The sequence below is a fragment of the Terriglobus sp. ADX1 genome (assembly GCF_036877645.1).
In the GTDB taxonomy this organism is placed as follows: domain Bacteria; phylum Acidobacteriota; class Terriglobia; order Terriglobales; family Acidobacteriaceae; genus Terriglobus.
The window spans coordinates 45,567-59,304 of the sequence record NZ_JAEDXV010000012.1 but is presented as its reverse complement, the minus strand read 5'-3'; the positions used below and the strand labels follow the sequence as shown (position 1 = coordinate 59,304).

Annotated in this window: 10 protein-coding genes; 7 read left to right on the top strand and 3 right to left on the bottom strand. The window is 57.8% G+C overall.

The window, feature by feature from the left end; all coding sequences use genetic code 11:
- Together JAO32_RS09850 and JAO32_RS09845 are read right to left on the bottom strand one after the other, a co-directional pair.
- A complete protein-coding gene (locus JAO32_RS09850) occupies positions 1-972 on the bottom strand; it encodes an alpha/beta fold hydrolase (protein ID WP_334239789.1) in 972 nt (323 codons plus the stop codon).
- Positions 969-1,604: a nitroreductase family protein gene (locus tag JAO32_RS09845; protein ID WP_443082587.1), complete on the bottom strand. Its 636-nt coding sequence runs from the start codon at positions 1,602-1,604 to the stop codon at positions 969-971. The genes JAO32_RS09850 and JAO32_RS09845 overlap by 4 nt, the downstream gene beginning before the upstream one ends.
- A gap of 112 nt (positions 1,605-1,716) precedes the next feature.
- On the opposite strand from JAO32_RS09845, the gene pdxT reads away from it, so the two are divergent.
- The 4 genes from pdxT to JAO32_RS09825 all read left to right on the top strand — a co-directional run bounded on the left by pdxT (position 1,717) and on the right by JAO32_RS09825 (position 6,575).
- On the top strand, positions 1,717-2,322 hold the full coding sequence (pdxT, locus tag JAO32_RS09840) for a pyridoxal 5'-phosphate synthase glutaminase subunit PdxT (RefSeq protein ID WP_334239787.1): 606 nt from the start codon (positions 1,717-1,719) through the stop codon (positions 2,320-2,322).
- A 75-nt stretch (positions 2,323-2,397) separates the two neighbouring features.
- A complete protein-coding gene (locus tag JAO32_RS09835) occupies positions 2,398-3,177 on the top strand; it encodes a cytochrome c oxidase subunit 3 (RefSeq protein ID WP_334239785.1) in 780 nt (259 codons plus the stop codon).
- A 300-nt stretch (positions 3,178-3,477) separates the two neighbouring features.
- Positions 3,478-3,810 (top strand): PadR family transcriptional regulator, encoded by a 333-nt coding sequence (locus JAO32_RS09830; RefSeq protein ID WP_334239782.1) that lies wholly within the window; start codon positions 3,478-3,480, stop codon positions 3,808-3,810.
- A 14-nt stretch (positions 3,811-3,824) separates the two neighbouring features.
- The gene (locus JAO32_RS09825; protein ID WP_334239780.1) at positions 3,825-6,575 is read left to right on the top strand and encodes an ABC transporter permease; all 2,751 of its coding nucleotides are present in this window, start codon (positions 3,825-3,827) and stop codon (positions 6,573-6,575) included.
- Positions 6,576-6,836: 261 nt separating this feature from the next.
- Here the strand turns inward: JAO32_RS09825 and JAO32_RS09820 are convergent, their stop codons facing one another.
- Positions 6,837-7,541, bottom strand: coding sequence for an alpha/beta hydrolase (locus tag JAO32_RS09820; RefSeq protein WP_334239778.1), 705 nt, complete (start codon positions 7,539-7,541; stop codon positions 6,837-6,839).
- 23 nt (positions 7,542-7,564) lie between these two features.
- On the opposite strand from JAO32_RS09820, the gene JAO32_RS09815 reads away from it, so the two are divergent.
- The 3 genes from JAO32_RS09815 (at position 7,565) to JAO32_RS09805 (ending at position 13,182) form a co-directional block, all read left to right on the top strand.
- The gene (locus tag JAO32_RS09815; RefSeq protein WP_334239776.1) at positions 7,565-8,593 is read left to right on the top strand and encodes a M20/M25/M40 family metallo-hydrolase; all 1,029 of its coding nucleotides are present in this window, start codon (positions 7,565-7,567) and stop codon (positions 8,591-8,593) included.
- 259 nt (positions 8,594-8,852) lie between these two features.
- Complete coding sequence (locus tag JAO32_RS09810; protein WP_334239774.1) at positions 8,853-11,768, top strand: ATP-binding protein; 2,916 nt, start codon at positions 8,853-8,855, stop codon at positions 11,766-11,768.
- The gene (locus JAO32_RS09805; protein ID WP_334239772.1) at positions 11,761-13,182 is read left to right on the top strand and encodes a sigma-54-dependent transcriptional regulator; all 1,422 of its coding nucleotides are present in this window, start codon (positions 11,761-11,763) and stop codon (positions 13,180-13,182) included. Before JAO32_RS09810 ends, JAO32_RS09805 begins: the two co-directional genes overlap by 8 nt.
- Positions 13,183-13,738: the final 556 nt, after the last annotated feature.

The following is a 13,738-nucleotide window of genomic DNA, read 5'->3' as shown; positions in this document are numbered from 1 at the left end:
CTACTCCGGGGCGTCTACGTAACTGGTAGAACGTGATAGAGGCGGCTCGGCATTCAGAAACTTCAGTGTCTCGTCTACTACCGGTGGCGCACACTCCGCAGCCGTCAGATGCCCGCATTTCCTCACGCCCAGGAATACCGACTGCGGCACCAGATCGTGCAACCGTAGCCCCACTTCCAGCGGAATCAGGCGATCTTCCGTGCCCCACACAATCAGCATGGGCATCTTCAAACCACCCAGCCGGAAATCAAGCAACTCCCGCCCATGCAGCATGCTGCCAAACGACTGCTGCACGATAAACCGGTTCTCCTGAAAACGTCGGATCATCCCCGGAATCATTACGGAAGGGATACGAGTACGCCACCGGCTCGGCTCAATCCTGTCCATCAAAGCGTCAAAACTGGCGCGGTCATGTGGTGAAAACAGCGACGGCGGAAAATCCAGGACAAAGTAAAGCCCGGCCGAGTCGTACACCATCAGCCGCCGTACCATCTCCGGATGATCCAGCGCCATCTTCATGGCAACCCATCCGCCCATGGACCATCCGCCCAGGTCCACTTTCTGCAGCTTCAGCTCCCGCAGAAAATCAGTCGCAATGCGCTCTTCCCCATCCAGCGTAAAGTCGCCATCTTGCGGCTTGGGCGAATCGCCATACCCCAGCAGATCCAGCGCATACACGTGGTACCCGCCCTGTGCCAGATCCGGAATCATCTTCGCCCAGTCAGAAGCGCGAGCGCCCAACCCATGCACCAGCAGAACCGGCTTCTCAGGCCCATTTCCTGCAGGCTTGGCCTCCAGATAATGAATCCTGTAGCCGTCCACCATCACGTAATGATGCTGAATCCCCTTGCCACGCAGGTAAAGGTTCACCGACCGGTCCACCAGCCAGAAAGGGTTCCAGTAGACAAGCGCGCACAGTACGGCAACCAACGCCGCAACTACAAGGAGCGCCGCTATGATGCCGCGCCTCACCGCAGCGGCTTCCCAAACTCTTCCGCAAAGGCCACGTGATTCAGATCAAAGCGGCCGCCGTTGTATTTATCCGGCCCCTTCAACCTTCCAATCGCCAACAGCGAAACCACCCAGTAGCTCAAAGGCAAACGAAGCGCTTCTTTCACTTCGTTCTGCTCAAAGCCTTCCATGGCAGCGGTGTCGTAGCCCATAACTTCGGCAGTCAACTGCATATAAGCCGCGGCATACGTCACCTGCTTGTTCAGCCACCCATGCATCTGGTCGGCGTTCAAACTCAGCAGATAACTCTCCACGTAGCTTTTCAACTGCGCGGCATATCCTTCGCTCATGCCGCCTTCCAGCCCCATGCGCACAATGTCGTCTGCATCGCGCCGCCAGCTATCCACGTCGCCGCAGCAGGCAATCACCACCGACGCCTCTTCCACCTTGGCCTGGTTGTAGCAGGCAGCGCGCAGCTTCTTTTTCTGCTCCGGCGATTGCACCACGACAAAGCGCCACGGCTGCACGTTATACCCAGAAGGCGCGGCAATCCCCGCCTCCAAAATCGTACGGATATCCTCTGCCGGAATCGGGCTGCCATCGAACGAGGGCGTACTGCGACGTTCGCGGATGGCATCCGGAAGAGATTTCAAAGACTCACTCACCGCCACAGTGTAACGGCAGTTGGGCAAACCATCCACCCTGGGCTTAAGACTTCAGAGGTACACCTCCTCGCGTAAAGGAAAAATGCAGCTATCATGAACCATGGCCGACAGTTCTACCGCCAACTTCCAGCCAACCATCGGCGTTCTCGCGCTCCAGGGAGCGTTTGACGCGCACGCACGCATGCTCCAGCAGTGCGGCGCGAAAACCGTCTTCATCCGCAAGCCCGAGCAACTGGCAGACATCGACGGCCTCGTCATCCCCGGCGGCGAATCCACCACCTTCCTCAAGGCGCTCGAACGCGGCGGCTTCTTCGACGCGCTCCAGCAATTCGTGCAGACCAAGCCCACCTTCGGCACCTGCGCCGGCGTCATCCTCATCGCAAAACGAGTCACCCATCCCGAGCAGAAATCGCTCGGCGCGCTCGACGTCACCGTAGAACGCAACGCCTACGGCCGCCAGAACGACTCCCGCATCCTCGAAGCGGAAACCACCCTGCCCGGCGGCCCATTTGAGATGGTCTACATCCGCGCCCCTCGCATCACCCAGACCGGCCCCGGCGTGGAGACACTCGCAGAGCGCGACGGCTCCCCCACGCTCGTCCGTCAGGGCCATCTCCTCGCGGCAACATTCCATCCCGAACTCTCGACGGACAAGCGCGTCCACGAACTCTTCCTCGACTCCGTCCGCGCCGCGCACAAGGAATAGCTGCCACTGTGAGCCACATCACATGCACGCGGCGCATTTGCGGAGTACTATCAAGGCGATAACGGCGCTGTTCCCATGCCTACCATCCTCCATCCCGATGAGGTCGTCGAAAAGCTCCCGCCTCGGCGACCTGAAGAAGCAGACATTGGTGGCGGACGCCTTCCCCCCATTGAGCCCAAACACACCGGCGGCGGTGGAGACGGCGACAACTGGAGCAACAATCCCGTAGGCCGCCGAGGCCCTCGCGAACGGCTGCAAACCTACCGCTTCGCCATCTTCTCGTTCCTCGCAGGCGACCTCATCTTTTTCATGACGCTCGTCAGCGCCTTCTTCGTCACCAAGCACGCAGCACACATCGACGCCTACAACCACTACGTACGCGTGTGGATTCCCATAGGCATCCCATCCATCCTCTGGCTCAACACCGCAGTCCTGATCATCTCCTCGCTCACCATCGAGTTCGCGCGCCGCTCTGTCTTTCGTGAGATCGATGTGATGGAAGAGTGGCTCGGTCTCGGCAGCCCCACACGCCGTAAAGCCTTGCCGTGGCTCATCGCCACCACGCTTCTCGGCGCAGCCTTCGTATGGGGACAGATCGTCGCATGGCGTCAACTCGCCGCGCAGCACGTCTTTTACTCGGCCAACCCGTCATCGCGATTCTTCTACCTCATCACAGGCATCCACGGCATCCATCTCATTCTCGGAATCCTGATGCTCGTCGCCGCAATCGTCGGCCTGCGCGGATTGAAGACAATTCAATCCCGCCAGATCATGGTCGACAGCACCTCCTGGTACTGGCACGCCATGGGCGTCCTCTGGATCTTCCTCTTCGCCCTACTCCTCTGGGGCCAATAAGAGCAACCGCAAATCCCAGCGAAGCTCCAACGCCCAAAGGCCGTCATTCTGAGCGAAGCGAAGAATCCCAACGCATCCTCCCGCGCCGACGCGCCCGCCCCCTTCTAACCATGAACCCAACCAGCTTCGCTTTGCGAAGCTCATACGCGCTTAGCGCGTCATCCTGAACGAAGCGAAGCGTAGCTGAAGGACCTGCATTCCTCTCACCGCACTCCGATGCCTCGCGTAAGCCTATAAAACTCTCCCCTTGCACTTCTACAACAACCCCATGTACTCTTCTGTCGAAGTGGAAGGGGAAGCATGGCTGGCGATCACCTCGACCTCCCACAAGGCACGCTCGATCTTCTGATCCTGCGCACGCTCTCATTAGGCTCACAACACGGTTGGGCCATCTCAGAACGCGTGCAGCAACTCTCCAGCGACGCGCTCCGCATCCAGCAGGGCTCGCTCTATCCCGCGCTCCATCGCCTCGAACGTCGAGGACTCATCAAGGCCAAATGGCAGACCACAGAGAACAATCGCCGTGCCAAGTACTACGAGCTCTCTAAGAAGGGCCGCGACCAGTTGGAAGTCGAGAAGGAAGCATGGGCAAAGCTCACCGCCGCGGTAGCCCAGGTTCTTGAAGCCATGTAAGGAGGAATGCGCATATGTTCAGCGATCTGATCTTTCGTCTACGAGCCCTGTTCCGCAGAACTGCCGTCGAAAACGAACTCGATGAAGAACTGCGCTTCCACTTCGATCAGCAAGTTGAGAAACATATGCGTTCCGGCCTGTCCCAACAGGAAGCCATCCGCAGAACACGACTCGAATTCGGAGGTATGAGCCAGGTGAAAGAAAACTGCCGTGAATCAAGAGGCACCAATCTTCTCGAAACCATCGGTGCTGACATCCTCTTCGCACTTCGACAACTTCGTCGCACGCCTGCCTTCACCATCACGGCGTTATTAACACTCGCTCTCGGCATCGGTGCGAACGCGGCCATCTTCACGCTCGTCCACGCGGTTCTGCAGAAAGACCTGCCCGTAGCAAACCCCGCATCACTCATACGTCTGGGCGATGCCAACGATTGCTGCGTAGGCTCAGGCATCAGCGACTCCATGTCGTACTTCTCCACCGACGCATACGAGCAAATTAAAAACAACACACCCGAGTTTGAAGAACTCGCCGCCATGCAGGCTGGCTTTGCCTATCGCCCCATTGTCGTGCGTCGAGAAAACTCACAGGATCCGCCGCGCTCATCCTCAGGTGAATTCGTCTCCGGCAATTACTTCCGCACCTTCGGCCTTCAACCATTCGCAGGTCGTCTCTTCACAGATGCAGACAATCAACAGGGTGCGCCCGCGACTGCAGTCATCAGTTACGAAACATGGCAGACCCGCTTCTCCGGCGATCCTTCGGTGATCGGCAGCACATTCCGCGTCAACACCCAACCGGTCACCATCATCGGTATCGCGCCGCGCAACTTCTTCGGCGATCGCCTCATCAGCAATCCACCCGACTATTACTTGCCGACGGAGACAATGCCAGCGCTCGCGAACGTGACCTATCCGCACGATCCCAAGGAGAACTGGCTATACATCATCGGTCGTGTAAGGCCCGGTACAGACGTTGCTCAGTTGCAACGAAAAGTCTCTGCCATCCTCCGCAATGAACTTGTCTCCAGTGGTCGCCTCTCTCCTGATCACGACAAGATCAAACTCGCACAAACCCACATCACGCTCATTCCCGGCGGCGCGGGCATTCAAGCGATGCAGGAACAGTACGGCGATCATCTGCGACTACTGATGGCCACCGCAGGCCTCGTTCTACTCATCGCCTGTGCCAACATCGCGAACCTCCTGTTGGTGCGTGGCATCGCGCGCTCAGCGGAGATGTCTGTGCGCACTGCCCTCGGTGCCATGCGCACGCGCATCATTCGCCAACTCCTGACGGAAAGCGTCCTTCTCGCTCTCCTCGGTGGCATCGCCGGTCTTCTGGTCGCGTATGCAGGAACACACATGTTGTTAGCGCTGGCATTCCCTGACGCTACACATATCCCGCTCCATGCAACACCCTCCCTTGCAGTCATCGGGTTCGCATCTGCACTGTCGCTCATCACAGGAGTTCTCTTTGGTCTCGCACCCGCATGGAACGCCTCCAGAACGCAACCGGCAGATGCGCTCCGTAGTAGCTCCCGCACCGCGGCTTCCGGCGCATCACTCTTGCAGAAGGGCCTCGTCGTCTTTCAGATCGCACTCTCTCTGGTTCTGCTGATTGCTGCGTCTCTCTTCCTACAGAGCCTTAAGAAACTGCAAGGCTCTGATATGAAACTGAACGCCAACAACCGCTACATCGTTCACATCAACCCGCAGGCCGCGGGCTATTCGCAAACGCAGCTTGATGCGCTGTATCACACCATGGAAGACCGCTTCCACGCACTCCCCGGCGTCACGAAGGTTGGCATCGCCTCATACACGCCCATGGAAGACAACAACAACGGCTGGGGCATACAGGTCCATGCGCATCCCGAAAACAGAACCATATCCTCGATTCTCCGCGTCAACGGCGACTACTTCGATTCGGTAGGAACACACGTTCTCATGGGTCGTGGCATCACCGAACGCGATACACCCACCTCGCCGCGAGTCGCTGTTGTCAACCAGACCTTCGTACGCAAGATGTTCAACCCCAGCGAAAACCCCATTGGTCAACGCTTCGGTTTCCCCGGCGCCGAAAACAATAGTGCCTGGGAAATCGTTGGCGTTGTCGAAGACACGGTCTATCAGAACGTGCGCTGGAAAGACCATCTCATGTTCTTCATCCCCACCATGCAGGAACCGGAAAACAGGAAAGACCCCATCGACAAGGACGAGAGCCTGTATGCAGGCGCTATCGTTCTCGCCACCGATCATCCCGTCGACGGCATGGAATCCATCACGCAGCACACCCTCGCATCCATCAACCCGGATCTCACGGTGGTTCGCTTCGATACCTTTAACCACCAGATCGCCGCGAACTTCACCGAAGAACGTTTGATCTCACGTCTCACCATGCTCTTCGGTGGTCTCGCATTACTACTCGCGGCAGTCGGATCGTATGGCGTCACAGCCTATTCCGTCATCCGCCGAAACCAGGAAATCGGTGTGCGCATGGCCCTTGGCGCAGACCGCTCCACTGTCATGCTCATGATCCTGCGCGGAGCAACCATTCAAACCGCGCTGGGCATGCTCATCGGCATACCAGTCGCACTGCTCTGCGTGCATTTCGTGCAATCCCAGCTATATGAGATTGCGGGTCTCAACGCGGTCATCCTCATCAGCTCGGTCCTCATCCTGTCCGTTGCAGCAGCGATCGCCGCCATCATTCCCGCGCAACGCGCCTCATCCATCAATCCCATGGACGCGCTCCGAATGGAGTGAAAACCTGTCAAGCCCTTAAACCACTCAACCCCAACAAACCAAAAGAAATAGACTTGGCATGTTATTTCTGCCAACTCACTAAAATAGAAATAGCCACCAAAAATCCGCTGACTTGCTGACTTGCTGACTTGCTGCGTCTAACTCTTTTAGAAAGACGATTTTGCCTCTAACCCCAATGGGCAGACGATTTTAGCGACACTAGCGCCGTAACCCCAATAGAAAGACGATTTTAGAAAAACAGGGGGGAGGGGGGTGCCCCTCCTACTGATGAAAGAACTTCCGCCCAAGCCAATCCTGCATGACAAGGCGCATCTGATCCAGCTTCATTGCTGGCGATCCCGGAACGCCAGCGAAGAAGTGCTCCGCCCCATCAATCCACTGCATCTCCGTCTCACCCGGAGCCTCACGGAAGACCTGCTCCATCACCGCACGCGGAGCAAACGGATCCTCCGACCCAGTCAACAGCAGCTTTGGCTGCGTACAGCGCTTCATGAACTCGTACGAATAACTGCGGCCACCCGCTGACAGAGGCATCCCTAGCCCCACCAGCCCCTTCACCCGCTCATCCCCGCAAGCCGCACGAAACCCGATGTTCGCTCCAAACGAAAATCCAGCCAGCAGAATCGGCAAACCGAACTCATGCTGTAACCAGTCGAGCGCAGCCTTCACATCTGCAATCTCGCCCGGTCCGTGATCGTGCGTGCCCTCGCTCAACCCCGTTCCACGGAAGTTGAACCGCAACACCGGAACACCAAAGTGAGAGAACGCTTTCGCCGCGTGATAGACCACCTTCGTATGCATCGTGCCGCCCGAAGGAGGATGCGGATGACACACCACCGCACTGTAAGCAGCATCGGCAGCGCCGACATTCAGCAGCGCCTCAAGTCTTCCCGCAGGTCCGCGTAGAGTCTCAACAGTCTGTATCGTTCCGGCCATCACACCCATGTTAACTGGCCCGAATGCCATTTGGCTGTCGGGTATCCTTAGGCATGGCAATCGATCCTATTCAGCTGACACGACAGCTTGTCGACATCGAGTCGACCACCTATTTTGAGGGAGCGTGCGGACTCTTCCTGCACGAGTACCTGCAGGGCCTCGGCTACGAAGTAGAACGTCAACCGGTGGAACAACCGGGCGTCAACGGCGCCACAGGCGAGCGCTTCAACCTATACGCGAAGATGCCTGGCACGCAGCCGAAGATCACCCTCTCCACGCACTTCGACACGGTTCCGCCATACTTCCCGTCCTCTGAGGACGACACCTACGTCTACGGCCGCGGCTCATGCGACGCCAAAGGCATCCTCGCCTCGCAGGTAGCCGGTGCGGAGAAGCTGCACAAGGGCGGCGTCCCCGTCGGCCTGCTCTACGTAGTAGGCGAAGAGCGCGACTCCGCTGGCGCCAAGGTAGCCAACCGCGACGGCAAGGGCTCCCGCTTCCTCATCAACGGCGAACCCACCTCGAACCGCCTCGCACTCGCCACTAAGGGCGCACTGCGCGTGGAACTCCGTGCCAGTGGCAAGATGGCCCACTCCGCCTACCCGGAGCTAGGTGAATCCGCCATCGACAAGCTGGTGGATGTCCTCCACGAACTCTCCCGCACCCAGCTACCAGTGGACCCGGAGATCGGCGAATCCACCCTCAACGTGGGCTTGGTCAGCGGGGGCCGTGCCCCCAACGTCATCCCCGACGCCGCCGAAGCCCACGTGCTCATCCGCACCGTCGGCAACTCGCAGGAGGTAAAGGACACCATCAACCGCGTCGTCGGCAACCGCTGTGACGTGAAGTTCGCCCTGGATCTCTCCGCAGTACGCATGAAGCGCCTCCCCGGCTTCGAGACCATGATCGCCAAGTACGCCACGGACATCTCCTCCCTGACCAACTGGGGAGAACCACTCCTGCTGGGCCCCGGCACCATCCACGTAGCCCACACCCCGGATGAAAAAGTTCTGAAGTCCGAACTCCTCGAAGCCGTGGATAAGTACGCAGAACTGGCAAACGAGCTCGCCAAGCAACTCTAAGACACACATGGAGTTCATGAAGTACATAAAGCTTCCTATCCGTACTTTGTGAACTCCACGTTCAATCTCATCTATGGGATTTTGTAGATGCTTCCGCTGTTAGGGATTCTTCTCTACGACAGCGCGTATCATGAAGACGATACAACGATACGATTTTTGGGGCGTCAGCGGCGTAGACAGCATTACGCCTGGGGCTGTAGATTGGCCCCAAACGTGCATGTACCTCATTGATTAACCTGTACCCGGGATCCTGGAGGAGATGGGCAAGGCGCTACAAACTCGCGTGACCGCCGTAGTATTGGCGCTCGTGACGCTGCTGGTCTGTGCCCTTGGGATCGCCAACTTCCTGCAGGAAGGCACCTACGACGCGCCCACCGATGGCGTGTGGTGGCTTGAATCCGACGGCGGTCTGCGAGCCGAACGCGTCCCACTAACCTCTCCTGCACACCGTGCCGGTGTACGCGAAGGCGATCTGATGGTCGCCGCTGATGGACATAAGACCCTCACTGTCGCACCGTTGGAACGCGAGATGCATCGCGTGGGAACCTATAGCCGTGTAACGTACTCGCTCGTACGCGGCAACGCCCCGCTTGACGTTCCCGTCATCCTGGAACCCACCGACCACAGCCGTAACCAGGGACTGCGACTCATCGCCATGGCATACCTTGCCATCGGCATGTATGTGCTACTACGACGCTGGACAGCTCCGAAGGCAATGCACTTCTATGTCTTCTGCCTGGTGAGCGGTGTCCTATACAGCTTCCGCTATACCGGTGCCTTCGACACGCTGGACTGGATCTGTTACTGGGGCGCGCTACTGGCCGGCACATTGCAGCCCGCAGTATTCCTGCATTTTGCGGTGTCGTTCGGTGAAAGCGCGATCTCGTTGCGGCGCAAAGCTCTGGTCGTTCTGCTCTATCTCCCCGGTGCGCTCATCTTCGGCCTACAGATTGCTGCCATTGAGATGTGGTCTGCGACCGAACGCCTGAAGCACCGGCTGGACCAAATCGGCGTGGGCTACCTGGCGCTGTATTACGTGATTGCGGCAACTGTCTTCTATTTCCGTTATCGCGCTGCCGACAAACCGCTCGAGCGCCAGCAGTTGAAGTGGCTCACGCGCGGCACTTTGCTTTCCGTTGTGCCGTTCACGCTGCTGTACGCCATTCCATATCTGGCCGATGCAGATGTCCCGCTCTCAATGGCCCGTGCAGCGGGCTTCACGCTGATCTTCCTGCCGCTAACCTTCGCATGGGCGATTGTGCGTTATCGCCTGATGGATACGGACCTGATCTTCAAGCGCGGTGTGACATACACGCTGGCCACCGCCGCGCTGGTCGGTGTCTACTTCGGCGTCGTTGCCGTAACTGGCGAACTGGTACATACGCGATTGCCAAATCTGCGTGTATGGGGCTTGATGGCAGGCATCATCGCCACTGCACTCATCTTTGAGCCCATCAAGGCAGCGATTCAAGCGCGTGTGGATCGCATCTTCGATCGCAAGCGCTTCGACTATCGCGAGACATTGATTGAGTTCAGTCGCGGTCTGTCGTCACAAACAGACCTTACGACCCTATCGCGCTCCGTCGTTGAACGTCTGTCACAAACACTCTTAGTATCTCGCGTAGCTGTGTTCGTCGCTGCAGACGATGGCGCAGGACGCACCTTCACACTTGCTGCGTCGCACGGCATGCCAGACAACGTACTGGCCGATCTGCCGGAAGAACTCTCGCGCAACTCTTTCCTGAACTTTGGCCTGCTATCGCAAGACCACATCTTCTTTGAGAACCCGCAGATGTTGCCGCATCTGGAACCGGCGGAACAGCGTGTGGCTTCCCTGCTGGATCTTAATTATTACCTTCCCTGTCGCGTATTCGGACGTAACGGACACTCTACTCGCCCTATTGCGATCATCGGTCTTGGTCGTACACAGGAGGGCGACTTCCTCTCGTCGGAAGATATGGAATTGCTCGCTTCACTCGCGGGCTACATCGGCATCGCCATCCAGAATGCGCAGCTCTTCAATCGTCTCGAGAAGCAGATCAATGAGTTTGAGCGCCTGAAGGAGTTCAACGAGAACATCGTCGAATCCATCAAGGTAGGTATCTTCACACTCGATCTGCAGAACTGCGTGGAGAGTTGGAACACCGAGATGGAAGTGCTGTACGCACTGTCACGCGCGGAGGTGATTGGTAAGCATGTCTCGGAGATATTCTCACCGGAGTTTCTGGAGACGTTCCTTGCCGCCGCGAATGAGCCCGGAACACATCACCTTTCCAAGGTGAAGCTTGACTTGCAGACCGGTGAAAGCCGCACGGCGAATATCTCTATCGCACCGCTGCTGACACGCGACTTCGTCTCAGTCGGTTCTACCGTCATGATGGAAGACATCACCGACCGTACACGCCTCGAAGGCCAGTTGACGCAGGCAGAGAAGCTGTCGTCTATCGGTCTGTTGGCTGCTGGCGTGGCCCACGAAGTCAACACGCCTCTCGCCGTGATCTCGTCCTATACGCAGATGCTGCAGAAGCACACACGCGACGATCAGCGTCTGGCGCCTGTGCTGGAGAAGATAACTCAGCAGACCTTCCGCGCCAGCGAGATCGTCAACAACCTGCTGAACTTCTCCCGTACAAGTTCCACTGTGTTCGCGTCGCTGGACGTAAACTCCGTCGTGCGCGAGACACTCACATTGATCGATCATCAGCTACGCACGGCGAAAGTCAACGTTGATATTGACCTGCAGCTTCCGCTGGCAAAGATTTATGGCAGCCACGGCAAGCTGCAACAGGTGATTCTGAATTTGGTGTTGAATGCGAAGGATGCCATGAATGACGGCACCGGTGGCACCATCCGCATTGCCAGCTTCGACGATGGGCGAACTGTCACGCTACGTATTGCGGACACCGGCAGTGGTATTGCGCCGGAGCATCTGCACCGCATCTACGATCCGTTCTTCACCACCAAGAATGCGCCTCGCCAGGGACAGCACAAGGGCACCGGGCTAGGGTTGTCGGTATCGTATGGCATTGTGCAGGAGCATCAGGGACGCATCCATGTGGAGAGCAAGATCGGCACGGGGACGACGTTTACACTGGAGTTCCCGGTGGAACGCATCGACGGTACCGATGAGACGCCCCTGGACACGACTCAAGACACAAGGACAGTGAATGCCTGAGGCAGTAACACTCGACACTAGCAACGCCCTGGGCGCACGCATCCTCATCATCGACGACGAAGCCGGTATCCGCGACTCCCTGGAGACGCTGCTGACCTTTGAGGGCTTCACCGTGGAGATGGCGCCCGAAGGCCAGTCCGGGCTGGAGATGCTCTCCTCCAACGAGTACGATCTGCTGCTGCTGGATCTGTCCATGCCGGGTGAGAGCGGTATTGATCTACTTCCCCGCATCAAGCGGATGCGCCCAGAGTTGCCGGTGATCATGATCACCGCTTATGGCACGGTCGGCAATGTCGTCGATGCTCTGCGCGCAGGCGCTGACAACTTCGTCCAGAAGCCGTGGGACAACGAGAAGCTCCTCGCCGACATCCGCACTGCCATTGCCAAGCAACGGTCGTTGCAGGAAGTCACTCGGCTTCGCCGCACGCTGAAGCAGCGCTACTCCTTCGACAACATCGTGGGGAAGTCCGATGTGATGGGGAAGCTACTGGACACCGTTGCGCAGGTAGCTCCGGCAAAGACGACGGTGTTGATCCAAGGCGAGAGCGGTACAGGCAAAGAGCTGATCGCCAAGGCGATTCACACGGCATCGCCGCGGCATGACAAGCCGTTCGTTGCCATCAATACTGGCGCGGTTCCGACGGACCTGCTTGAATCCACCTTGTTCGGCCATGTAAAGGGTTCCTTCACTTCCGCTGTCGCCACGAAGAAGGGGCTGTTCGAAGTAGCAGATGGTGGAACGCTGTTCCTGGACGAGATTGGCACCATGCCGCTGGACACCCAGGCAAAGGTGCTGCGTGCGCTGCAGGAACGCCGATTCCTTCCTGTTGGCGGAACGACGGAGATCGCGGTTGACGTCCGCATTGTGGCTGCGACGAATGTGAACCTGCAGACCGCTGTGAAGGAAGGTCGCTTCCGCGAGGACCTGTTCTATCGCCTGTCTGTCATCAACCTGGACCTTCCGCCTCTGCGTCAGCGTCGCGAGGACATTCCGTTACTGGCAGCGCACTTCCTGAAGCGCTACAGCGACGAGAACGGCTTTGAGCTGCGCACGCTGGCTCCAGACGCTCTGCGCGCCATGATGGATTACGAATGGCCGGGCAATGTGCGCGAGTTGGAGAATGCGATGGAGCGTGGTGTTGTGTTGTCGTCCACGCCAACTGTCACGCTGGAGATTCTGCCTCAGCAGTTGAGCGGAACGGTTTATACCGCTGCTGCGCTGGATACGAAGGCGGATTCCAGTCTCTTCGACATCATGGAAGAGATTGAGCGCCGCATCATCTCAGACCGGCTGGAACGCTGCAACTGGAACCAAACGGAAGCTGCGGAGTTCCTGAAGATTCCGTTGAGTACGCTGAACCAGAAGATCAAACGCCTGAACGTGGAAATTAAGAAGCGCAAGGATCGGGAGTAGCTATACCCTCCCCCTCCCCCTGTTTTTCTAAAATCGTCTTTCTATTGGGCTTACGGTTTTAGTGGCTGTAAAATCGTCTTCCCATTGGGGTTAGAGGCAAAATCCTCTTTCTAAAAGAGTTAGGGCCACGCGAATGCGTGGCCCTTTTCCTTCTTGTTCTATTTTAATCCCTTGGTGGAAATATCATGCCAACTCTATTTCTTTTGCTTTGTGTGGGTTGAGTTGTTTTGGGGCTTGACAGGATTTGTGCTGTTCTCGAAAAGACGGCCAGCCATGGTCGTTCCGTGGGTGCGCGGGGTTGAGGTTATGCTCCTGTTTGCTTTCGTGACCGCGCGTTTCTGAGCTTGCCTTAACGGCAGGGCTGAAGCCCTGCCCTTCCGAGTCCTTCTCGACGCTTCGCGATGCCCAGGTTAGCTTCGCGAACCTGGGGCACCCGGTTGTTTGGCTGTTGATGCGGTTTTGGTTTCCTGCGGCGTTGTAGTGAGTTGAGAGGAATGCAGGTCCTTCGGCTTCACTTCGTTTCGCTCAGGATGACGGTCTTCGACCGTACGAGCTT

What these genes read in the sequence shown, in the direction of transcription:
- JAO32_RS09835 (WP_334239785.1), top strand. Translation starts at nt 2,398, where the DNA reads ATGCCTACCATCCTCCATCCCGATGAGGTCGTCGAAAAGCTCCCGCCT.
- JAO32_RS09810 (WP_334239774.1), top strand. Translation starts at nt 8,853, where the DNA reads ATGGGCAAGGCGCTACAAACTCGCGTGACCGCCGTAGTATTGGCGCTC.
- pdxT (WP_334239787.1), top strand. Translation starts at nt 1,717, where the DNA reads ATGGCCGACAGTTCTACCGCCAACTTCCAGCCAACCATCGGCGTTCTC.
- JAO32_RS09830 (WP_334239782.1), top strand. Translation starts at nt 3,478, where the DNA reads ATGGCTGGCGATCACCTCGACCTCCCACAAGGCACGCTCGATCTTCTG.
- JAO32_RS09805 (WP_334239772.1), top strand. Translation starts at nt 11,761, where the DNA reads ATGCCTGAGGCAGTAACACTCGACACTAGCAACGCCCTGGGCGCACGC.
- JAO32_RS09815 (WP_334239776.1), top strand. Translation starts at nt 7,565, where the DNA reads ATGGCAATCGATCCTATTCAGCTGACACGACAGCTTGTCGACATCGAG.
- JAO32_RS09820 (WP_334239778.1), bottom strand. Translation starts at nt 7,541, where the DNA reads ATGGCATTCGGGCCAGTTAACATGGGTGTGATGGCCGGAACGATACAG.
- JAO32_RS09825 (WP_334239780.1), top strand. Translation starts at nt 3,825, where the DNA reads ATGTTCAGCGATCTGATCTTTCGTCTACGAGCCCTGTTCCGCAGAACT.